General features: G+C 71.5%; 13 protein-coding genes and 2 pseudogenes. 4 read left to right on the top strand and 11 right to left on the bottom strand.

Features of this window, described 5'->3' with window-relative positions:
- Positions 1-158: 158 nt before the first annotated feature.
- Complete coding sequence (locus tag NRF20_RS39580) at positions 159-1,271, bottom strand: winged helix DNA-binding domain-containing protein (RefSeq protein ID WP_413754126.1); 1,113 nt, start codon at positions 1,269-1,271, stop codon at positions 159-161.
- 537 nt (positions 1,272-1,808) lie between these two features.
- Between NRF20_RS39580 and NRF20_RS39575 the strand changes: the two genes are divergently transcribed.
- The 4 genes from NRF20_RS39575 (at position 1,809) to NRF20_RS39560 (ending at position 7,976) form a co-directional block, all read left to right on the top strand.
- On the top strand, positions 1,809-4,019 hold the full coding sequence (locus NRF20_RS39575) for a HelD family protein (protein ID WP_413754660.1): 2,211 nt from the start codon (positions 1,809-1,811) through the stop codon (positions 4,017-4,019).
- Positions 4,020-4,339: 320 nt separating this feature from the next.
- The gene (locus NRF20_RS39570; RefSeq protein WP_398631673.1) at positions 4,340-4,936 is read left to right on the top strand and encodes a hypothetical protein; all 597 of its coding nucleotides are present in this window, start codon (positions 4,340-4,342) and stop codon (positions 4,934-4,936) included.
- Positions 4,937-5,385: 449 nt separating this feature from the next.
- On the top strand, positions 5,386-6,630 hold the full coding sequence (locus NRF20_RS39565) for a hypothetical protein (RefSeq protein WP_413754125.1): 1,245 nt from the start codon (positions 5,386-5,388) through the stop codon (positions 6,628-6,630).
- 476 nt (positions 6,631-7,106) lie between these two features.
- Positions 7,107-7,976 carry a glycosyltransferase family 2 protein gene (locus NRF20_RS39560; protein WP_398631671.1) on the top strand — a complete coding sequence of 290 codons (870 nt, stop codon included), beginning with the start codon at positions 7,107-7,109 and terminating at the stop codon, positions 7,974-7,976.
- A gap of 25 nt (positions 7,977-8,001) precedes the next feature.
- Here NRF20_RS39560 and NRF20_RS39555 read toward each other — a convergent pair whose 3' ends face one another.
- The 10 genes and pseudogenes from NRF20_RS39555 to NRF20_RS39510 form a co-directional block, all read right to left on the bottom strand.
- Complete coding sequence (locus tag NRF20_RS39555) at positions 8,002-8,856, bottom strand: alpha/beta fold hydrolase (RefSeq protein WP_413754124.1); 855 nt, start codon at positions 8,854-8,856, stop codon at positions 8,002-8,004.
- 186 nt (positions 8,857-9,042) lie between these two features.
- Entirely contained in the window at positions 9,043-9,885 is an 843-nt protein-coding gene (gene dpgD, locus NRF20_RS39550) for an enoyl-CoA-hydratase DpgD (protein ID WP_413754123.1), read from the bottom strand.
- Entirely contained in the window at positions 9,882-11,270 is a 1,389-nt protein-coding gene (gene dpgC / locus NRF20_RS39545) for a (3,5-dihydroxyphenyl)acetyl-CoA 1,2-dioxygenase DpgC (protein ID WP_413754122.1), read from the bottom strand. The genes dpgD and dpgC overlap by 4 nt, the downstream gene beginning before the upstream one ends.
- Positions 11,270-11,932 (bottom strand): enoyl-CoA-hydratase DpgB, encoded by a 663-nt coding sequence (gene dpgB / locus NRF20_RS39540; protein WP_398631667.1) that lies wholly within the window; start codon positions 11,930-11,932, stop codon positions 11,270-11,272. Before dpgB ends, dpgC begins: the two co-directional genes overlap by 1 nt.
- A gap of 17 nt (positions 11,933-11,949) precedes the next feature.
- Complete coding sequence (gene dpgA, locus NRF20_RS39535; protein WP_413754659.1) at positions 11,950-13,047, bottom strand: 3,5-dihydroxyphenylacetyl-CoA synthase DpgA; 1,098 nt, start codon at positions 13,045-13,047, stop codon at positions 11,950-11,952.
- 193 nt (positions 13,048-13,240) lie between these two features.
- Positions 13,241-15,022: pseudogene (locus NRF20_RS39530) on the bottom strand (aminotransferase class I/II-fold pyridoxal phosphate-dependent enzyme); the annotation flags it as partial.
- Between the two features lie 66 nt (positions 15,023-15,088).
- Positions 15,089-15,523: pseudogene (locus tag NRF20_RS39525) on the bottom strand (alpha-hydroxy-acid oxidizing protein); the annotation flags it as partial.
- A 168-nt stretch (positions 15,524-15,691) separates the two neighbouring features.
- Positions 15,692-18,445: an AAA family ATPase gene (locus NRF20_RS39520; protein WP_398631666.1), complete on the bottom strand. Its 2,754-nt coding sequence runs from the start codon at positions 18,443-18,445 to the stop codon at positions 15,692-15,694.
- Between the two features lie 364 nt (positions 18,446-18,809).
- Positions 18,810-19,868, bottom strand: coding sequence for a streptomycin biosynthesis protein (locus NRF20_RS39515; RefSeq protein WP_413754121.1), 1,059 nt, complete (start codon positions 19,866-19,868; stop codon positions 18,810-18,812).
- 320 nt (positions 19,869-20,188) lie between these two features.
- Entirely contained in the window at positions 20,189-22,333 is a 2,145-nt protein-coding gene (locus tag NRF20_RS39510) for an ABC transporter ATP-binding protein (protein WP_398631664.1), read from the bottom strand.
- Between the last annotated feature and the right edge of the window lie 7 nt (positions 22,334-22,340).

Genomic DNA, 22,340 nt, shown 5'->3' with positions numbered 1-22,340 from the left:
GTTCGCCGTGCAGTGCCCGGCGTTGCGGAGAACGTGGCGAACCGGGGTCCTGCAGCTGGGTCATCCTGATCGCTCCTCGGTTGTCCGGGCAGCGCGCCATCGCCAAGGACAGGGCACGACGTCAGCCGGGGAGCCGGCCCCGCTCGGTCAGCCGGTGGTCATGAGCTCCCGGCCGGCCCCGCCGGTCCCGTCCCGAGGAACCGGGCGATGTCCGCCTCCTCGGCGGCGATGGCCGCGAGCACGTCGTCCGTCAGCTCTCCGAAGGGGGTGAGGGCCACGGCCCTGCCCCGGTTCCGCTTGCTCCAGGTCGCGCAGGCCAGGCCGTCCACCGTCACCGTCGGCCGGATCTGCCCGCCGCCGGGCCAGACCTGCCGCTCGTGAGGCACGGCCACGGAGAGCGCGCGGGTCCGATAGCCGACCAGGTAATTGTCGTATGCCGGCAGCAGCCGCACGTCCAGCGCCGGTTCAGCGGTCTCCGCGATGCGCTCCGCGGGCAGTGCGCAGCGCTGTCCCGCCACCTCGCACGCCACAAAATCCCCGGCGTCCTCAAGCGTCCGCCAGGCCCTTCGGGCCATCGCGGCAGGCAGCCCCGACCACGTCGTGAAGTCCTCCAGGGCGGCGGGCGCGTGGGCGGCCAGATAGCGGCGGGCCAGCTCGATGGCGGCCGACTCCACGTCGAGGGCGGGCCCGCCGCCCGCCGGCAGCCAGTCGTCGAGCAGGACGAACGTGGCCTCGCCGTCGTCCTTGGTGGGGCCGTGGCAGATCTGCCCCAACAGCGCACAGCGCCGGACGAGGTGGAACGGTACCTGGCCGCGGGGGTCCAGTCCGGCCCCGGCCAGCCGTTCGGCGAGCTCGGCGCGGGTCAGCGGGCCCTCGGCGGCCAGCGCGGATGTGATCAGGCGCTCGGCACGGGCGAGGGCATCGTCGTCCAGGCCGAGCTCGCGGTAACGCCGGGCGCCGAGCTTCAGGAAGACCGGGCCCAGCAGCACGGTCAGCCAGTGCAGATCGGCTGCGGATACCAGATACAGCGTGCCGCGCATGAACCAGCCACGTACGACGCTCCGTTCGACGTTCGTCGCCCTGTCCACGGCCTCGGCCGAGAGGTCGACGGCCCGGGCCCTCAGCCCGAGCGCCGCGGCCGACGCGTCCTGCGCCTGCACGGCGAAGGCCCGCTCCATTACGTCCGGCACCGAGGTGCCACGCAGCCCGCCGCCGATGCCCTGCGCGCGAGCGCGCATCAGCCGGGCTTGTTCCGCATCCACTGTCCACATGCCGACTCACTCTAAAACCTTGGAACTCAGGCAAGTTGCGATCGGCGTTGAGCAGCCGCACTCAACGCCTCCGCGACCTCCAGCAGGCAGTACAGCGCTTCCAGTACGAGGCCCGGGCTTCCATCGCCACTTCGGCGAGCTCGTTCTCGACCAGCCGCTCGCGCCGGATCTGTAAAGCATGTATGGAGCCTTGGCAGACGGCTGCCGGAAGCTTTGCCATGACAGATCAGCGGGCGTGACGGCCCGGGTGTGAGGACGTTGTGGCCAAGCGCCGGGACCCGATGGGGAACCAGGAGGAAGCCAAGCCCCCCACCGAGCCACGCGCCGAGGCGCGCAGCCTCTCGCAGGAGTCGCCCCGACGCGGGGGCCCGCAGCACCCGCAGCACAAGAAATCCCCGGTCCGCAATTACGGACCGGGGATTTTCCCGGGTATATTGAGTGTTTCTGTGCACCCACAGAAAAGGCCCCACAACGGGGGCCACTGAGGAAAACCATATCCGGCAGGGAGCCATTTTGTCAACTCGGGAAAGTGCCGAACTGCAGAAGGAGCAGGAATTCATCGGCCGGCTCTACGACCGTGTCGACGTGCTGCGCGGAGTCGCCGCACAGCACGTCGAGGACGCGCTGACGCCGGTCGGGACCGGACTGCAGGCCCGTCTCGAACGCGACGTGCTCGTCGCCGAACGCTCGGGCCTGCTGGCCGCGCTGAATGCGGTGGACGGCTCGCTGTGTTTCGGCCGCATCGATCTCTCCGGCGGTACCGCGCACCATATCGGCCGTATCGGAATCCGCGAGGGCGACACCGCGCATACGCCCCTTCTGATCGACTGGCGTGCGCCGGTCGCCCGCCCCTTCTATCTCGCCACCGGTCACACCCCGATGGGGCTGCGCCGGCGCAGACACATCACCACCAAGGGCCGCGTCGTCACCGAGCTTCACGACGAGATCCTCGACGTCGGGGACCGCGAACGCACCGGTTTCGAGGACCCGAGCGGCGACGCGGTGCTGCTCGCCGCCGTGAACTCCGCCCGCACCGGCCGCATGGGCGACATCGTGCGCACCATCCAGGCGGAGCAGGACCGCATCATCCGCGCCCCGCACCAGGGTGTGCTCGTCGTCGAGGGCGGTCCCGGTACCGGCAAGACGGCGGTGGCCCTGCACCGGGCGGCCTTCCTGTTGTACGAGCACCGTGAGCTGCTCGCCAGGCGCGCCGTCCTGATCGTGGGCCCCAACCCGGCCTTCCTGAGCTACATCGGCGAGGTGCTGCCCGCGCTCGGCGAGACCGGTGTCCTGCTCGCCACGCAGGCCGAACTCTTCCCCGGGGTCCATGCCGACGGCATCGACACACCCCGTGCCGCCGCCGTCAAGGGCGGTGAACCGATGGCGGAGGCGCTCGCGCTCGCCGTGTGCGACCGGCAGCGGCTGCCCGAGCCCGGCGCCCCGATGGTCATCCCGCACGACGACGGGGACCTCCTCCTCGACTGGGAGATCGCCTACGAGGCCCGCCAGGCGGCCCGCGACACCCGCCTGCCGCACAACCTCGCCCGCCCGCACTTCGCGTTCCGGATCATCGATGCCCTCACCGCGCAGCTCACGGAGCGCATCGGGGCCGACCCGTACGGCGGTCCCAATTTCCTCGGCCCCGACGACATCGCCCAGCTCGGCAAGGGTGTCGCCGTCAGCAAGGCGGTGCACTCAGCCGTCGACGAGCTGTGGCCCGCGCTCACCCCGGAGGGGTTTCTCACCGACTACCTGGCCGGCCCCGTGTACGTACCGGACGAGGACGCCGAAGCCATCCGGCGCGCACCCGGCCGCGGAAAATGGACCTCCGCCGACGTTCCGCTGCTCGACGAGGCGGCGGAGCTCCTCGGGGTCGACGACAGCGCCGAGCGGGCCGCCGCCGAGGCCGAGCGCCAGGAGCAGATCGCGTACGCGCAGGGCGTTCTGGAGCTGTCGAGGGGCTCGGAGACGTACGAGTTCGAGGATGAGGAGTCCGAGGTCCTGGCCGCCCACGACATCATCGACGCCGAGCGGATGGCGGAGCGGCAGGAGGAGGCCGATCACCGCAGCGCGGCCGAGCGGGCCGCCGCCGACCGCTCCTGGGCGTTCGGGCACATCATCGTCGACGAGGCCCAGGAGTTGTCGCCGATGGCGTGGCGGCTGCTGATGCGCCGTTCGCCGACCCGCTCGCTGACCCTGGTCGGCGACCCCGCGCAGACCTCCGAGGAGGCAGGCGTCGGCTCGTGGGAGAAGATCCTGGAGCCGTACGTCGGTGACCGTTTCGAGCACGTCAGGCTCAAGGTCAACTACCGCACGCCCACCGAGATCATGGAGCTGGCCGCCAGGGTCGTACGCGCCGACGCCCCTTCCTTCGAGCCGCCCGACTCGGTGCGGTCCACCGGCGAGCTGCCGTGGACGCGGGACGCCGGGGAGGACCTGGCGGGGGCGGTGGCGCAGGCGGTCTCGGAGCTGATGCCCGAGGAGGGACGCCTCGCGGTGATCGCGCCGCGGGCGCTCCACGAGGAGATCGCCGCTCCCCTGGAAGGAATCAGGGCCGGTGCCGAACCCGATCTGACCCGCACGGTGGTTCTGCTCGACCCCCGGCAGGCGAAGGGGCTCGAATTCGACCATGTGCTGGTCGTGGAGCCCGCCAGGTATGGGACAAGCGACCTGTACGTGGCTCTGACCCGCGCCACGCAGCGCCTGGGCATCGTCCACCGGGAGAAGCTGCCCGAGTCACTGCGCTGACGGCGCCCGGGCGCGGCACTCGAACGGCACCGGCCGTGGGTGCCGCCGCTCAGGGTCCCGCTCCTGGGCGCGTCACCGCGGGTGTCCGGGCCGGCCGGCGAGGGCCGGCCCAAAGCGCGCGGCGTGCCAGGGGACGATGCCGAGTCGCCCGCAGGGCACCAGGACGATCCTGAGCAACCGGTCGCCCCCGTCAGTCGGTCGAGGGGTTGTGAGCTGCTGTCGGCTAGCGCGGGTCCTCGCCGGAATCGGCGACGGATGGCTGCGACCGAGGCAACGAGGTTCGCCCGGGGCACCACCGACATACCGAGTATGCTCACGGAATGAAGATCACGGTGTGCGGCCTCGCGATAGGGGCCGGGTTCGGTGCGGCCACCTCGCTCACCAACGCGCTCTCCTCGCCGTACTCAACACTCGGCGCCCCACTGGCGGGCACTGTCCGGGCCGGCACCGCCAAGGTGCTCAGCCTCCTCGTGGGCCTCGGCTGGGCGTGGGCCGCGCTCGCTGTGGCGATGGGGTGGCTGGCCAAGACATGGACGCGAGGCGCCGTGGCCGCGACGCTCGCACTGATCGCGGCCACGGCAGCGTACTACCCGATGGACGCGTTGGTCCGAGACGAACCGCTCGCCTGGTACTGGCCGGAGATGCTCACGTGGTGGGCGGCGAGCGTGCTGTTCGGATCTGTCCTGGGTGCGGTGGGTGCGGCCATCGAGCGCCCTGGCGTGACCGGCCTGCTTGCCGGGCTAACGGTGCCCGTGGGTGGCGCCGTACAGATGACCGTACTGCCACCCCGGCCGGGCCTCGCTTTCACGCGGGAAGCCGTTCTGGCCGAGGCTGTCATCTGGACGACCTTGGCAATTGGTGCCAGTTGGGCCGTCTACCGCTTCTGGGACGCAAAGCGTGCGCGGACCGTCGGATAGTTCATCGCGGGCACGCTGTCGTGACCGACCGGCTACCTCAGACTCAAGGCGCCCAGGGCGCGGACGAGTACTCTGCCGCGGAGAGAGAACGCGTTCGAGGATGTCGGCAGGATTGGTAATCTGCGGCCCCGAGACGAGGTAGGCCCCCTGCCTCGACTCGACGTCAGCCACGGCGTCCCCTCTGTCCTCTTTGCTTCACGAGAGCTTACCGACAGCGCTGACGCGCTGTGTCTCACGACCTTGTCGCATCCGCGGGAATCCACCAGTCCGAATGAGACATGCCTGCCGCTGACTTGGGTATCCAGTCGAAGCACATGTGGCAGGTGGCAGTTCGCTGCCCTGCGGAGGTGCCAGGCGACCTGGCTCTTGCGGAACGTAGGGAAAACCCCCTGCCGAGGCGGGTGTTGGTCCCAATGCGCCGAGTGTGCCGGGAACGACAGAGTCCAGCCATGAACATTTCTCGGCTCCGTAGAAGCACAGTCAAGTCCGGTGTGCTCACCTTGGTGTGCGCCGTAGCCGCACTGGCGACGACAGGGTGCGGCGCCCCTCAGGGCTCCTCCCCGCCTGCAGCCCTGGCCGATCAGCAGCAGCCCTCAGCACGCGGAGCGGTGGTCTCGTCGACCCCTGTGGTGGACCTGAACGCCAAGGAGGTCGCTGACCGCCTGGCAAAGACGGGTATCGATACGGCACAGATCCGCTACGGCGTACGGGCCCATAGGATCGTGTATCGCACCGTCGACATCACAGGCAGACCCACTACGGCCAGCGAGCTGGTCGCGATGCCGATGAACGACGAACGCGACCTTCAGGTCGTGTCCTGGCTGCACGGCACCGAGGTGTACCGAGGCGAGGTGGCCTCGGTGAACGACGAGTCCACCGACCGGGCCACGGCGTTGCTGTTCGCCTCGACCGGTCGCGCGGTGTCCGCCCCGGACTACCTCGGCCTGGGCAAGGGCCCCGGATTCCATCCGTACGGGAACCCGGAGGCAACCGTCAGCGCCTCGGTGGATGCATTACGGGCAGCTCGTACGTTCGCCCGCCGGGACGGCCACGACCTGGACCAGCGCGTCCTCATCAGCGGGTTCTCCCAGGGCGGACCCGCCACGATGATGGTCGGGCGAGCCCTGCAACAGAACATCGATCCGTACTTCCGCCCGGGCGCTCTCGCCCCGATTGCCGGCCCGTTCAATCTGAGTCGTTTCGAGGCTGCCGCGGCGGACGACAAGGTCGCCCGGTCATCGCTCTACCTCGCCTATTTCGCGACCGCGTGGCACCGGATGTACGGCCTGTACGACACGCCGGGCCAGGCGTTCCGCGCCCCGTACGACAAGACGGTGGAGTCACTGTTCGACGGCGACCACGAGGCGTCGGAGATTGCGGCCGCGCTGCCGACGACCTCGAAGGAACTGTTCACCGAAGAGTTCCTCCAGAAGGTGCGCAACCCCACGGGAGAGCTGCGACGGAAACTGAAGGCCCTGGACACCACCTGCGACTGGCGGCCCGAAGTCGCGGTACACCTCTTTCACGCCAGGGGCGACAAGGACGTCGCCTTTGCGAACTCCCTGCATTGCCAAAGCCAGCTGGCCGCCAACAGCGCCGACCAACAGCTCACTGACATCGGCGATTTCGATCACTCCACGACGGTCCTCAATGCCTTGCCCCAGGTGGTGCGCCAGTTCGACGCCACCCGTTGAATGCCCACAATCGGCCACGCCGCTGCTGGGCCAGCATCGGCTCAACCGGAGGGCGCAGCACCTGTCAGCCAGGGAAGGGTGCGGGCTTCGGGCCTGGCACCACCGTCGGCTCCCTGTGCCTGGTGTCGCCGGGGCCCGCACCCTCTGGGGTGGCACGGGCCCCGGTGTGAGGGGCAGCAGCCCAGGTCGTCCTGTCACAGACCGCGGGCTGCACCTTCCCTGCCTACGAGCCCGGTGGCGCCCCGCGACCTGCAAAGAGCAGCACGACTACGGCTGTCACCCGTCCGGGCGGTCGCGGGGCAGCCGACGAACCGGGCCACCGCGCCGCGTCGTCATCGGGGGCATGCGTATCGACGAGCAGCACATCACCGAGCCGGGCCTCGTGGCCTGGACGTCACCGCCGGCGACGGAGCCGTCCGGGCCGCCCGGCTGCTCGACGAGCTGGCGGCCGCGGTCCCGGAGCCGGGAGGCGCCGCGTGGCCGTCGCCGTGATCACCGTGGTGGCCGGACGTCACCGTCACCTCGCCCTCCAGCAACGCGGGTTGGCCGCCTCCGCCCTCCCACCGGACCGGTACGTCGTCGTCGCTCTCGACGACCCCGGCGTCCCCGAAGTGCTCCGGGACCGGAACCCTGGGGCCGACGTCATTCACACGGGCCGCGACGCGGGCCGGCTGCCGCTGGCCGCGGCCCGCAACGCCGGTGCCCGGCACGCCCTGGACGCCGGAGCGGACCTGCTGGTCTTCCTGGACGTGAACTGCGTCCCCTGCAGCACCCTGCTCGACCGTTGTGCCGGGACCGCCGAGGACGGAGCCCTGCTCTGCGGAACCGTCGCCTACCTCCCTCCGCCGCCACCCGGCGGATACCGGCTCGTCGACCTGCCTCGACTCGCTCCCCCGCACCCCGCCCGGCCCGTCCCCCGAGACGACGAGGTGCTGACCGGCGGTGACCACACGCTGTTCTGGTCGCTGTCGTTCGCGGTGACCGCGGCCACCTGGCGGCGCGTCGGCGGCTTCTGCGAGAGATACACCGGCTACGGCGGTGAGGACACCGACTTCGGCCGGACGGCGGCGGCGAAGGGCGTGGACCTGTGGTGGATCGGGGGCGCACCCGCCTACCACCAGCACCACGCGGTGAGCCGCCCGCCCGTCGAGCATCTGGACGACATCCTCCGCAACGGGGCCGTCTTCCGGGACCGCTGGGGCACCTGGCCGATGGAGGGCTGGCTGCGCGAGTTCGCCCGTCTCGGGCTGGTGCGGTACGACTCCGTCACCGAGACGTGGTGCAGGCAGGAGAGCCCCCAGGGCCCCCTCCCCCATGACCCTCCCCCGGAATCCCGGTGGAGCTGAGCCCTGCCGGGCCGCCGGCACCACCTCACCCGCCGAGGAATCCGACGACCGCCTCGTTCACGGCGTCGGGCCGTTCCAGGTAGCCGTAGTGGCCGCAGCCGGGGATCTCGGTGTACGCGGCTCCCGGTATGGCCGCGGCGAGTTCACGTGTCAGGTGCGGGCGGACGACCAGGTCGTCCTGGAAGCCGATGACGAGGCAGGGACGGGTGATCCGCCGGTAGTGCGGCAGGCGGTTCGGGACGACTTCGAGGCCGAGTTGCGCGCGGACCGTCGACGGGTCGGGCGCCGAGAGCTCGAAGATGCCGAGCCAGTCCCGCAGTCTGTCCTCGTCGTTGAGCGTCCGTGGTGAGAGGTTCTGCAGGGCGTGCCGGTACGCGGACACGGCGGGCGGGAGCTTGACGCCGCTGTCGGCCAGCTCGATGTCGGCGGCCGACATGGCGGTGATCAGCGCGTCCGCCCGCCCGCAGCTGGCCATCAGCACGGCCCGGCTGACGAGTTCGGGCCGGGCGAGGAGGAGTTCCTGCGCGATGAGACCACCCAGTGAGTGGCCCACCACCCGGCAGGGCCCCGCGCCCAGGTGTTCGATCAGGCCGGCGACGTCCGCGGCCATGTCGGCGAGCGTGATTCCGCCGGGGGACGGCCCGGTCGGCGGGATGCCCCGGTTGTCGAGCGTGATCACCCGATGGCCCGCCGCCCTGAGGGCGGGCACCTGGTGCGTCCGCCAGACCCGTCCCGGGCCACCAGTGCCGGCGATCATCACGACGGGCTCCCCCGGTCCGCCGGAGCCACGCATGTCGTAGCCGTCGTAGGCGTCCTTGGTGCCGTGGGCGTCGTAGGTGTCGTAGCTGAGGTCTATTCCGTTGATGCGCGCTATCGGCATCGGCTTGTCCTTCCGCCGCCCCTGTGCGCGGCAGTCCTGGCGGACGGGGCGAGCCGTCGCGCCGTTCCCGTCCGACCGGCCGGTGCGCGCGGTCGGAAACCGGCGGCAGGGGGCCGGGCCCGCCGACGGGTTCTCCTCGTCGGCGGGCCCCGGTCGCCTCTCCCGGATCATCTGCGCCGCCTCACCTCACCGGCCGGTCCACACGGGATCACGTTTCTCCGCGAAGGCCCGGGGGCCCTCCACGGCGTCCCGGCTGTGCATGCGCCGCTCCTCCCACACGTACCTCGTGGCGAACGCCTCCTCCAGCGGCTGGTCGAGCGAGCGCATCACGGCCTCCTTGATGGCCCGCACCGACAGCGGCGCGCTGCGGATCAGGTCGTCCGTCCAGGCGTCGACCCGGCGGTCCAGGTCCCCTTCACCGGCGACCTCGTTGACCAGCCCGAAGTGCAGCGCCGTCGCCGCGTCGATCGGGCGCCCGGTGAGCAGATGCCCCATGGCCGTTTTCAGGGGCAGCTGACGGGCGAGCCGGAAGGCACCGCCCGCACCCGGGATCAGCCCGAGCCGGGCCTCCGGCAGGGCGAACACCGCGTCGTGCGAGGCGATGACGAGGTCGCAGGCGAGCGCCAGCTCGAAGCCGCCGCCGAGGGCGTGGCCGTTGACCCGCGCCACCACCGGTTTGGACAGGGTGAACCGCTCGGTGAGCCGGGGCCAGCCCGGCAGGCCCCGGCTGCCGAACGTCGTCCGAGGAACCCCCGCGCCGTCGAGGCGCGCGCGTTCCTTCAGATCCTGTCCGACCGAGAAGGCCCGGTCGCCCGCGCCGGTCAGCACCGCGACGCGAATGTCGTCGTCGGCCTCCACGTCGTCCCAGACGGCGGCGAGCTCCTCGTGCGTGCGCAGGTCCATCGCGTTCAGCACCTCGGGGCGGTCGAGGGTGACGCGGGCGATGTGGTCCTTCTTCTCGTAGCGCACCCGGGCGCGGTCGTCCGTGCCGCTCGCGCCGCCCGCGCCGCTCACCCGCTCCTCGCTCACGACGACCTCGCCGCGAACCTGCCGACCTTGTGGATGACGTCCTCCCCGTACAGCCGCAGCGCCTGCTGGAGGGCGAACTCCGCCATGTACGCGCGGAACGCGTCGGCGGGCTCCTCGGCGAGGTTGAGCATCCGCCGGTTGGCGAGCACCGCCTCGCCGTCGAGGCGCTCCAGGCTCCGTTCGACGGCGGCGTCCAGTTCCTGCGGCTCCACGACCTCGTCCACCAGCAGCCGCGCCTGCGGCTCCGACGCCCAGATCCGGCGCCCCTCCAGGATCACCTGGCGGGACAGCCGGGGCCCGACGTACCGGCTGAAGCGGAAGTTGGCCACGCCGGGGATGATCCCCTCCCTGGCGGCCGGGAGGCTGAGGTAGGCGTCGGACGCGGCGAGGACGTGGTCGAACACCAGCAGCAGCTGGGCTCCGCCGCCGATCGCGAAGCCGTCGACGGCGGCCACCCACGGCTTCTCCGTGTACGGCGAGTGCCACCGGTCCGGGTCCTCGACGAGCAGGCCCCGCACGAGCTTGTGGATGTAGCCGAGTTCGCGGCGCAGCAGGAAGTCGACCAGGGAGATGTCACCGGAGCTCAGGTTCTTGAGGTTGATGCCCGCGCTGAACACCCGCTTGCCGCGGTAGCGGGGATGGCTCATCCCCCCGCCGCGGAGCAGTCCGACCCGGACGGCCGGATCGAGGAGGGCGAGGTCGACGGCCGTCTCCATGTCGTCGACCTGCTGGTTGTCCTCGGCGTTGAGCCGGTCGTGCCGGCACATCGTCAGCCGTGCGACGCCGTCGCGGCGTTCCAGCCGTACGGCGTCCATCTCCACGACGCCGGTCCGCTGGAACTCCGGCAGCAGCAGCCGCGCCCGGGCCGTCGGCTTCAGCATCGCGTCCAGGAGGTGCGGACCCGCCGACGGCGACCGCAGGACGGCCCGCAGGAAGATGCCCTGGTCGATCTCGTGGCCTTCCTTGTCGGCCTGCGGGCGGCTCCGCTCCTGCGCGAGCCGGCCGGCGTCGGGCACCAGGCCGGGGAACGCGGCGGCCGCGGCCTCGACCAGTTCGTCGATCCGCAGAGCGCGGGTACGCCCTTCGGTGACCCGGTCGTACACGGCGTCGCCGTGCGCGTCCAGGAACCGCGTCCGCGCGGCGCGGGCCCGGTTCTTCACCGCCTCGGCCAGGTCCCGCTGTTCGGGGGTGCGCCGCGTCGGTTCCGGCAGCGACGCCAGCGTCTTGTCCACGTGCTCGGCGGCCTCCGTCAGCGCCGACCACTCCTCGCGCGCGCTCTGCTGCTCCAGCCGGACGGCCGTCGTGCGGCCGCCCGTGCCTCGCTCCGTGCCCCGGTGCGGACCGGAGGCGTCCGCACCGGGGAGTCCATGGCCGGGCCGCGGCATCAGGCGGCCTCCTCGACGGTGCGCCGCAGAGCGCGGTCGCAGGCCGCCAGGTGCGGGCCGAGGGCGTCCTCGAAACTGGTGGTCGTCGCGTCGAGGAGGAGTTGGCGCCGCAGGGCGAGCTCTTTGCCCGACAGGCCCTCGCAGCGCTGCACGGCGGCGGCCGCCGCGGCCTCGGGCGCCTCGGTCAGCTCGTCGGCTATGCCCAGCATCAGCGCTTCGGGCGCCTGGATCGGGTGCCCGAACAGGACGGCACGGCGGGCGCGCGCGGCACCGGCCAGGCGGGCGAGCCGGAACACGGCCATGCCGGGCCAGGTGGCCTCCCCGTCGAAGGGCAGGAGCAGCCGGCTGCCGCGTGTCGCGATCCGGATGTCGGCGGTGAGGAAGGCGTCGAGGGCCGCTCCACCGCAGTCTCCGCTCGCGACCGCGGCCGTCACGGCGGGCAGCCGTTCGAGCCGGCGCAGCACCCGTTCCCACTTGGTGACGAGGGAGACGTCCAGCTCGTCGGTCCAGCCCGGTGCGGGTGCGCCGGTGACGCGCAGGGTCACGGCCCCGCCCCGGTCCTCCACCTCGTCACACAGGATGGTGACGTCCTTGACGGTGCCGGTCGACAGCGGCCGGGATCCGTCGATGGTCAGTGCCCACACACCACTCGCGTCGCTCACTGCGCTCTCTCCTGTCTTCACCACTGGACCAGCGCCGTCTCGAGCGTGGACCCCGGCCCCATGGTCATGAGCACCCCGTAGTCGCCGGGAGCGGTCACCTGCTCGTCGAGGAGCCTTTCGTACGAGAAAAGGAACGATCCGCTGGACACGTTGCCGTAGTCCCGCAGGACGCCGACGGTGTGCCGCAGGTCGTGGCGGGTCAGTCCGAGGTTGACGACCACCGCGTCGATCACCTTCTTGCCGCCGGAGTGCACGAGCCAGTGGCGGATGTCGCTGCGGCGCAGGCCCGTGTCCCCGAGCAGGCGGTCGACCACGATCTCGGCGTGGGCGCCGACGACGTAGGGGATCTGGGGGTCGAGGTAGAAGCTGAACCGGTCCAGGTCGCGGTCCCAGTCGTAGCGCATCGCGCCGATCGCGTCGGGAATGATGCAGCTGGCGAACTTCAGGAGGGTCGGCCCCTCGGCCGTGCCGGACGCCTCGTCGCCGGGTCCGGACATCAGGGCGATCGCCCCGGCGCCGTCACCGAAGAGGCTGTTGACGACCGCGGTCCGCATCGAGGAGTCCATGGCGTACGCCGCGGAACACGCCTCGGTGCACAGGACGACGGCGAGTTCGCCCGGGTGGGCGGCGGACCAGCCGGCCACGACGTTCAGCGCGTTAAGCCCCGCGTTGCAGCCCATGCCGACGATGTCGCTGCGGCTGCAGTGCCGGTCGATGCCCAGCTCACGAATCATCAGGGCGCTCAGGCCGGGCGTGAGGAAGCCGGTGGACGACACGCAGCACAGGTGCCGCAGGTCGGAGAGTTCGGCGCCGGCCCTCTTGAGGCAGGCGCGCAGTGCGTCGGCGCCCATCTTCGTCGCCATGGCCTTGTGCTTGTCGAGGAGGTCGCCCTGCGCCTCGGGGGCGCGTACACCGTCGGCGTCCGGTTCCGGCAGGGTCAGGTGGCGCCGGTCGATGGCGCTGTTGGCGAACACGGACCGGATCTTCGGATCGGCGATGCCGAAGGCGTCGAGCACCTCCTGCTGGGAGTAGGTGGTGGCCGACGCCGCGGTCCCCACCCCGACGATCCGCGGCCGGTACGGCGTCTTCAGGGCGCCGTCACCGGTCAGGACCATGGGCCGCGGGACGGCGTCCGCCAGAGCGGTTGCCGCCAGTCCTTCCGGACGCTCCAGATTGATGGTCATCGAAAAGTCCACCCCCACATACGCGGCTTGGTCCGCGGTCGCCGTGCATTGCTGTTCCCGATCACGTGCTTCGCCTTTCCGAGAGATTTCGGCATACGACGGCCCCGGACACCGGGGCGGTGATTCACGACGCCGAGGTCTGCGCCTCGATGAACCGCGCGAGCCGCGCGGTGCCCTCTTCGATGTCGGCCGTCGTCAGATAACTGGTGGAAAGACGGAGGGCCCGATGCCCGCCGCCCTGCGGATAGAAGTAGTTCATCGGCGTCCAGATGACGCCGAATTCCTCGGCCGACCGGGTCAGAGCGGCATTGTCCGCCCGGAAGGGGACGTGGACCGTGAGGAAGAAGCCTCCGGTCGGTTCGTTCCAGCGCACGCCCAGGGCAGTACGCCGGGCTGCCGGCAGACTAGCCTCCAGACTGCGCAGCGTGGTCTGCATGGCATGGCCGTAGTAGGCCGCCGGTTCGGCGTTCAGGACGGAGATCCGGCCGTCGCCGGCGAGCAGGGCGCCGGCCACCGCGGCCTGGCTCAGGGACGAGGTGTTGACCGTCACCATGCTCTTGATCTTGGCGAGTTCGCCGGCCAGGAGACCGGTGCGGCCCGCGTCGTCGACCACCTGCTGGTCGGCGACCGCGAAGCCGACGCGGGCGCCCGGGAAGACGGTCTTGGCGAACGAGCCCAGGTGGACGACGCTGCGCGAACGGTCCAGGGACTTGAGCGTCGGCAGCGGCGTACCGGGGCTGACCCTGCGGTAGGGACTGTCCTCGATGAGGAGGATGCCGTGCCGCTCCGCCGTCTCCAGCAGCGCGGCGCGGGTTGGCGCGTCCAACGTGGTGCCCGACGGGTTGGAGTGATCGGGGATCACGTAGAGGGCGCGGGGACGCCGTCCGCGGGCGCGCTCGCGCGCGATCGCGGCCTCCAGATCACTGCAGGAGAACCCGTCCTCCCGCTCGTCCACGGCCGTGACCGGTACGCCCAGCAGTCGTGCCACGCCCGTGATCCCGACATAGCAGGGGCTCGCCGCGAGGAGCACGTCGTCGGGGCCGGCGGTGAGGGCCCGTACCACCAGCAGCATGGCCTCCTGCGCGCCGACCGTGATCACGATCGACTCGGCCGGGACGTCGATGCCCTCATCCTTGCGCAGCGAGTCGGCGACGATCTCCCGGATCTGGCCGGCGGTGGGGCCGTACTGGTACATGGCGGTGCGGATGTCCTGCTCCGTGTGTCCCCGCTCGGCCAGGTGGTCCAGGTAGCGGCGGAGGTACGTGAAGATGTGCTGGGTGTCGAAGAACCCGTCGTAGGGCCGGCCGGGCGCGAAGGAGACCGCGTCCGGGTAGCGGTGGGTGACCTCGTTGAGGAAGGTCATCGTGTCCAGGACGGGATCGGACAGGCTGGGGTGAAGGTCGTCCTTGCGCAGGGGCTGCCCGGCACCGGGCGAGGTGCCCGTCGGGCGTACGGGGGCCGGGCGTTCGGGGGCCGGTGGGCGTACGGGGGCCGTCGCGCGGTGCTGCGTGCGGAGGCTGCCGGGGTGTGCCTCGGCGATCGAGGCGGTTCCGGTGAAGGTCATCGCCTCCTCCAGTTCGCGCACCAGAGCGCCGAGTACTTCCCTGACGCCCGCCTCCCCGTCGACGAGCAGTCCCTCCAGCACCAGCCGTCCCACGAGGACCGCGTCGGCTCCCGAGGCCAGGGAGACCAGCACGTCGGCGCCCCGGTGGATGCCGCCGCCGAGCAGCACGGGCCGGTGGCCGCCCGCGACCGCGGCCAGCTCGGGCAGCGCGTCCAGCGAGTCGGTGACGAGGCCGTCGGCCCCGCTGTCGAACGCGCGGGAGGCGTCGCCGGCCGTGCGGACGCCCGCGACGAGCAGAGGCAGCGTGGACATGGCCCGCAGCCGCTCCACGTCGGCGCAGTCGGCGAGAGGGGCGGTGCGGCGCCCGGGTTCGGCGCCCGTCCGGGGTTCCGGCGCGAGGAGGAGAGCGGCGAACCCGGCACGCTCCGCGTCGGCCACCTGCCGCTCGACGTCACCGCGCTCGCGGCCGGCGTACGTGCGCAGCCATCGCGGGGCGTCACCGGCCGGCGTCGGGTTCGCGAGGTCGTGCGGGGTGAGCATGTCGATGACGACGGGCAGTCCCGCCGCGTCGGCCGCCCGCAGCACGGCGCGCTGGTCCGCGGGCCGGGCGAGCCCGGCGGGCCGGCCGACGGCGATCGGCGCGGCCCAGGGACGGTCCAGGATCTTCGCAGTGGTGTCGGGCGGCCCGGACAGGGCGGAGCGGCCCGGCCTCAGACCGGTCCCGTCGAAGGCCGCCCTGTTGTCCGCAAAGGCCCGTTCACCGGCTTCCGCGAATTCCGCCAGAGCGCGATCCAGGCTTTTTCGCGCCAGCCGCGCATAGTCGTCGAGGCTCCGTCCGGCCATGGAATTCCTCCCGGCGGAATCGGTTTTTGGAAGGTGGATTCGGCGCTTGATTCGGCGCTCAGGATCACACGATCGCAATCGTCATCACAACACTGTCCAACGGCCCGGAACCGCCACTTGGACGGAGTCGGACGGAAGTTCCTCAACCGGAGGGCACTGCGTTTTCTTTCACTGTCCATGAGGAGGACAGGCGACCTCCGAAAAACGTACGATCGACGTCGGAAGATCCGCCCGGCCGCGCACCTTCAATTTCCGATAGATTTTGGTGAGATGCTGTTCCACCGTGCTGACCGTGATGGAGAGCATGTCGGCGATCTCGCGGTTGGTGCGGCCGGACGCGGCGAGGGCACCGACCCGGCGTTCCGCTTCGGTGAGTTCGGCCAGCGCCGCGGGCACCGCTTGCGTCTCGCCGTCGCCCTCGCCGTCTCCGTCGCCCGTCAGGATCTTGCTGTGTGCGAGAGAGGGCGGAGCGTCCCACAGTGCCGCCCGCGAGTGCGCGGGACCCAGCGCGCCGTTCTGCTCCTCCGCCCGACGCGCGGCTTCCTCGTCGGCCCGCGCGCGCCTCAGCTCCGCACCGTCGCCACAGGCTTCCAGGACGCGTACCGCCTCCCGGAGCAGCCGCGGCCGGTGCCGGGACGCGCTCACCGCCGCGAGATGGCACAGCGCGATGCCGCGGGCACGGCTGGGCCGTTCACCGAGCCGGGCGAGGTGTTCCTCGATCCGCTCCCGGGCCCGCTGGTGATCACCCAGGGCGATGAGGGCGGCGACCGCGTCATTGCGCCAGTCCACGAGCGCCGGTGAGTCGAGCTGCCACTTCGCCATCAGCTCGCCGCAGGACTCGAAGTCGCGCAGGGCCGCGCGCGGCCGGCCCAGGGCGAGGCGGAAGCGGCCCAGCGCGTGGAGGTAGGGCAGCGCGAAGGGCGTGCCGAACATGACCATGGGAACCGGCAGGTCGAGATAGGTCCTCGCCGTGTCGGCATCGCCGCTCTCGGTCGCCGCGCGGATCGCCAGGGCCAGCGGCAGGCCGATCGCGATGCCCCAGCCCTCCGGGCCGACCAGGCTCAGCGCGGTCCCCGCGGCGTCGCCCGCGGACACGGCGTCGCCCCGGCTCAGGGCCGCGGCCGCTCTGGCCGTCTCCAGCAGCGCGCGCCGCATGGGGACACGCCGGTTGCGGGGTTCGTCCAGCAGCCGCTGCGACCAGAGCACCGCCTCGTCCAGCCGCTGGGCCCGGATGAGGGAGATCAGCGCCACCAAGGTGTCCGCGAACGGTCCGACGCTGCCGGTGCCGCGCAGCAGCCGGTCGGTGGCCCGGTCCTTCCCGAGCTCGATGAGGTCGGCCGAGAGCGTCACGAAGGTGCGCAGCGACATCGTGGTGCCGCGCCGCAGACCGGGGCAGCAGAAGGAAAGCCACACGCGCACGAGGGTGTGTTCCGAGCGAACGACGGCCCGGGGGGAGCCCGTTCCGTCCCAGGCGTCGTCCGCGCCGGTCCCCTGCCGCGCCTCGATGATCCGCAGCAGGTCGTCGGCCTGCGCGAACTCGCCCCGCCACACTCTTTGTTTCACCGCGACCAGGGCGTCGGACCCGGTGAGCAGACCGCCGCGGACCATGCGGCTGAGCTGCGGGAGGTAGCGGGACGCCTTGGCGGGGTCGACGAGCCACTGGGCCTGCGCGAGGGCGGCGATCGCCTCCGCCTCCTGGTCGGCGTCCGTGCAGATGTCGCAGGCGTGCCGCAGGTAGTCGACGGCGGCGCCGACGTCCCCCGCGTCCAGGGCCTCGCGCGCGGCCTCCCGGAGGATGTCGGGCTGCCACGCGGCCTTGGCGGGGTGGTGGGTGGCCATCAGCTGCTCGGCCACCGCCACGGCGGGAGCGCCGCTTTCGCGCAGCAGTTCGGCGGCGCGGGCCCGCAGGGCCGGGAGGTCCTTGCCGGGTATGTCCGCCAGCACGGTCAGCCGGGCGGCCTCGTGGCCGAACCAGGGGCCCGAGAGGAGGCCGGCTTCGCGCAGGCCGGTGACGCTGCGGTGAACAGAGGCCGCCTCCTCCCCGAGGAGGTCGGCGATGAGGGCGGGCGTGGCCGACTCGCCGAGGACGGCGGCAGCGCGCGCGACGGCGAGCAGGGTCGGCTCGCAGCGGTGGAGGCAGCGCAGAAAGGCGTTGCGGAAGGACTCGCGGGGCACCGGGGTGGCCCGCACCGCAGCTTCCACCGTCCGCGGCTCGGCGAAGTCGTCGATCAGGGCGTCCAGGAGCAGGGGGTTCCCCCCGCTGGTCCGCGTCCACAGCGCGACGTCCTCCGGCGTCACCGGACGGGTCGCCGGATGGCCCGCCAGGTGTCCGGCGACCCCGTCGTCCGTCAGTGGACCGAGCCGGAGGTGGTGGCAGTAGGGCAGGTGCAGCGTTTCCGCGTGGAGCGTCGCGCGTGCCCGTTCGTGGCTGGAACTCTCGACCAGGACGACCAGGACGGGCAGTGCGGCGATGCGCCGTACGAGATACCGGAGGCACTGGAGCGATGCCTCGTCGGCGAAGTGCACGTCGTCGGCGTGCAGGACGAGCGGCCGCCGCCCGGCGAGCTCGGCGACGGCCCGGTAGAGGCGCTGCAGCAGCGCGCGCGGCACCTGTCCGCTCGTCTCCGCGGCCCTGGCGACCTCCGTGACGGCCGAGGCTCCTCCGGCCGGGCCGGCCGCTCGCATCGCGGTCGCCAACTGGTCGATCAGTCCGAGCCTGTCGAGGCTCTCGCTCGCGGATCCGGTCGCCGACAGGAAGGTGCCCCCCTGCTCCATGACCTGCTCGGCGAAGGTCCGCATCAAGGCGGTCTTGCCACACCCCACGGGGCCGGTGGCGATGACCAAGGCACCTTTTCCGGCCACGCACCCCCCGTAGAGCTCCCGTAACAGACCGAGTTCTCCGTCCCTTTCCCTGAGCTTCACAGGTACCCCCCGTACCTTCGCCGATCGTCGACGCAACTCAGTGTTGGCCAACTTGGCGCTATCGGCTCATAATTCCTCGTGCCATCGAGATCGGAACAACGGCGACTCTGACCTGCAATGACATTGCCAGGATAGCGGCTCATTCACGCCGACACGGGCAGAGTTTCAGCCACACGACAGGAAGAATGGGGGTGAGTTTCAGACATCGAAGCGCCGTGAATGCACGGAAAACTCAAAAGCAATACACAGCTACGGCCGCGAAATGGCGAAAAGTTCACGCCACCCTGCCGGCGGCGCGCGCCCCCGGGAAACCGTCGCGGAAGCGGCAGCCTCCGCGACGGTCACCTCGATGCGGGAAGCGGGCTCAGCCGATCTGCGCGACGTCCTCGCCCACTCTCTCGGCGAACTCCGACCACATGTGGGCGAGTTGGACGGCAAGGTCGGCGACGATGCCCCTGCAGTGCGGCGGCACGTTGCCGATGATCGCCTCCCACTCCTCCTCGCGGACCGCGTGGATCGCGAAGAGCCGCAGCAGACTGCGGCCGGTCTCGGAGAACCGCAGCGCCGGATCGGCGGTCAGCCGCTTCACCAGGACCACACGATCGGGCGCCGCGTCCGCACGGGCCCGCGCGACGGCATGGGCCCGGCGCAGGGCGGCGGGTTCGCTGCGCGCCGCCGAGACGGGTGCAGACCTGGCCGCGGTGCCGGCACCGGGCCGGGCCTCGGTCACCGGCTCGTGCCCCGGTTCGGCCTCCCGGTCGCGACGGCGTGAGCGGGGCAGCAGATCCTCCCCGTTCCGCAGGCGGTTGCGCACGTTCCGCGCGGTCTCCGGGGAGATGCCCGCCGCCCGCGCGACCTGACGCAGCGACAGACCGGGCGTCTCGGTGAGCAGTTCACCGGCGCGGAGCCGGCCGGCGGTGCCGTCGAGCGGGCGCATCCGGCCGTCCTGGCCGAGCCGGCGCTCGTCCGGCGCGGTGACACCGGAGCCCAGCCGACGGCGGATCTCGCCGACGGTTCCGGGGGCGATGCCGGTGATGGAAGCCACTCTGCGGTCGGACCAGTGGGGGTGGGAGTCGATGATCCGCTCCGCGGCGCTCCGCCGGTCGTGCAGGGCCAGCGGCAGTCCGTGAGTGACGTTCAGCTGGACCGCGAGGACGAACGCGGCCGACTCGTCGCCGTCGAAGAAGCGGGCGACGATGGTGGTGTCCCCGCGCAGCCGGGCCGCGCGCAGCCGGTGAAAGCCGTCGATGACCCGCATCGTGGGACTGTGGACGATGATCGGCGGCAGCGGGTTCGGCGCCGCCGCGAGTATCTCGATGTGCTCTTGTCTTTCGCCGGCCAGCCGTGGTGACCCGGTCAGGCGTAACGCGTCGATTTCCACTTCGACTATGGACTGCTGATCTATGACTCCCCCGGTTTCCACCCCTGCTCCTCACCTGCCCCCCGCCCTCAGGACGAGCGGCCGTTCCGTTCCCGAAGAGGAATTTCCTTCCGAACCATCCCTCCGCGGGATCGCTGCCGCGCAATGCAGGGCCACACCGACAGCTTCCTTATTTCTATCCCTAGCGCCACAAACACCTCCCGCCTTGGACAAGACCGAACGGTAACAGTCCCCCAGATTGTTCGAAACCCCTGCCGTGGGCCGAACGGCAGCCCGACGTAGGGGTGTTGACGGAACCGACGAAGCGGTGCCCGCGGCCGCCATGGGGGAAGGCGTCGCGGGCACCGCTCGAAACGGGGAAGTCAGCGGGTTCGGGGGCCTCCCGGACCGCCCGGCCCCTCGGGGCCGCCGGGACCGAAGACGACCGGCTGGGGACCCGGTCCGCCCCTGCCCGGACCGCCGGCCATTCCCGGACCGCCGACGAACCCCGGACCGCCGACGAACCCCGGTCCGCCGACCACCCTCGGGCCACCGGGACTCTCGGGCCCGCCGGGACCGAACACGACCGGCCCGCCACCCGGGCCGACCGGCTCCGGGATCCGCTGCTCCGGCAGACCCTCGACGTCGGCCTCGTCCTCGTCCGACAGGGCCGGCCGGGCGAACTGCGTGCGGTAGAGCTCGGCGTAGAGCCCGCCGAGCGCGAGCAGTTCGTCATGGGTGCCGCGCTCCACGATCCGCCCCTGGTCCAGGACGAGGATCTGGTCGGCGTCCCGGATCGTGGACAGGCGATGCGCGATGACCAGCGAGGTCCGGCCCGCGAGCGCGGTCTTCAGGGCCTGCTGCAGGGCGGCCTCGGACTCCGAGTCCAGATGCGCCGTCGCCTCGTCGAGCACGACCACGGGCGGGGCCTTGAGCAGCAGCCGGGCCATGGCGATGCGCTGCTTCTCCCCTCCGGAGAGCCGGTAGCCGCGGTCGCCGACCATGGTGTCGAGCCCGTCGGGCAGGGAGGCGACGAGCCGCCAGATCTGCGCGGCCCGGCACGCGGCGACCAGTTCCTCCTCGGTGGCGTCCGGGCGGGCGTAGAGCAGGTTCTCCCGGATCGTGGTGTGCAGCAGATGCCCGTCCTGGGTCACCATCCCGACCGTGTCGTTGAGCGACTCCAGCGTCAGGTCGCGCACATCGCGGCCGTCGATGAGGACGGTGCCCTCCTCGGGGTCGTACAGCCGCGGCACCAGGTGGGTGATGGTCGTCTTGCCGGCTCCGGACGGGCCCACCAGCGCGGTGAGCTTGTCGGCCGGCACGGTGAAGCTGAGGTCACGCAGCGCCCAGCTGTCGCCCCCGACCTCGGGCGTCGGCGTGGCGAAGTCCTCCAGGGAGGCCAGCGAGACGTCGGCCGGTTTCGGGTGACGGAACGACACCCCGCGGAACTCCACACCGGGAGCCGTCTCACGGGTCGCGGCGGGCGGCAGCGCCACCGCGTCGGCCTTCTCGGTGACCAGCGGCTTGAGGTCGAGGATCTCGAAGAGCCGGTCGAAGCTGACGAGCGCCGTCATCGCGTCGGCCTGGGCGTTCGACAGCTGGCCCACCGGGGCCATCAGCCGGGTCAGCAGCGTGGTGAGGGCCACCAGGGTGCCGATCCGGAAGACGCCGTCGATGGAGAGGACGCCTCCGACGCCGTAGACCACCGCGGTGGCGATCGAGCCGATGAACATGGTCGACAGGAAGAGCAGCTTCATCGCGACCGAGTTGCGGACGCCGATGTCGCGGCCGCGGGCGGCTAGCCGCGCATAGCCGGCGGTCTCCCGTTCCGGACGGCTGTAGAGCTTGGCGAGCAGCGCGCCGGCGACGTTGAACCGCTCGTGCATGAGCGAGCCCATCTCGGCGTTGACCTGCATGTGCCGTCGGGCCAGACCTTGCAGGCGGCGGCCGATGAGACGGCCGGGCAGGATGAACAGCGGGACCAGCACCAGGGAGATCAGGGTGATGGTCCAGGACAGGTAGAACATCGTGGCCAGCACGAAGATGACGGTCAGTCCGGCGGACACCACGGTGGAGAGCATCTGGGTGACCGCCTGCTGGGCGCCGATCACGTCCGTGTTCAGCCGGCTCACCAGGGCACCGGTCTGCGCCCGGGTGAAGAAGGCGAGCGACTGGCGCTGCACATGGTCGAAGACCTTCACCCGCAGGTCGTAGACCAGGCCCTCGCTGACCTTGGCGGAGAACCAGGTCTCCCCGAACCCCACCACCGCGGCCAGCACGGAGACCGCGGCGACCGCGGCCGCCAGCCAGACCACGGTCCCCGTGTCGCGGGCCAGGATGCCGTCGTCGATCAGGTACTTGAGCAGCAGGGGCGGGGCCACGGCACACACGGCGCTCAGCGTGGTGCAGACCACGAGGAAGCCGATGGAGCGGCGGTGCCCACGCGTGTACGGGATGATCCGTTTCGTCGTTCCGGGCTTGGCCCGCTGTCTGTCGTTCGAGGAATCCGGCCCGTCAGATCGAATCATGACCGGG

It is taken from the genome of Streptomyces sp. R-74717 (assembly GCF_047305335.1).
Lineage (GTDB): Bacteria > Actinomycetota > Actinomycetes > Streptomycetales > Streptomycetaceae > Streptomyces > Streptomyces atratus.
This window is presented reverse-complemented; position numbering and strand designations above follow the sequence as displayed.

Coding starts and splice junctions, on each gene's coding strand:
- NRF20_RS39570 (WP_398631673.1), top strand. CDS start 4,340: ATGAAGATCACGGTGTGCGGCCTCGCGATAGGGGCCGGGTTCGGTGCG.
- NRF20_RS39565 (WP_413754125.1), top strand. CDS start 5,386: ATGAACATTTCTCGGCTCCGTAGAAGCACAGTCAAGTCCGGTGTGCTC.
- dpgC (WP_413754122.1), bottom strand. CDS start 11,270: ATGCCGCGGCCCGGCCATGGACTCCCCGGTGCGGACGCCTCCGGTCCG.
- NRF20_RS39555 (WP_413754124.1), bottom strand. CDS start 8,856: ATGCCGATAGCGCGCATCAACGGAATAGACCTCAGCTACGACACCTAC.
- dpgA (WP_413754659.1), bottom strand. CDS start 13,047: ATGGTCCTGACCGGTGACGGCGCCCTGAAGACGCCGTACCGGCCGCGG.
- NRF20_RS39580 (WP_413754126.1), bottom strand. CDS start 1,271: ATGTGGACAGTGGATGCGGAACAAGCCCGGCTGATGCGCGCTCGCGCG.
- NRF20_RS39510 (WP_398631664.1), bottom strand. CDS start 22,333: ATGATTCGATCTGACGGGCCGGATTCCTCGAACGACAGACAGCGGGCC.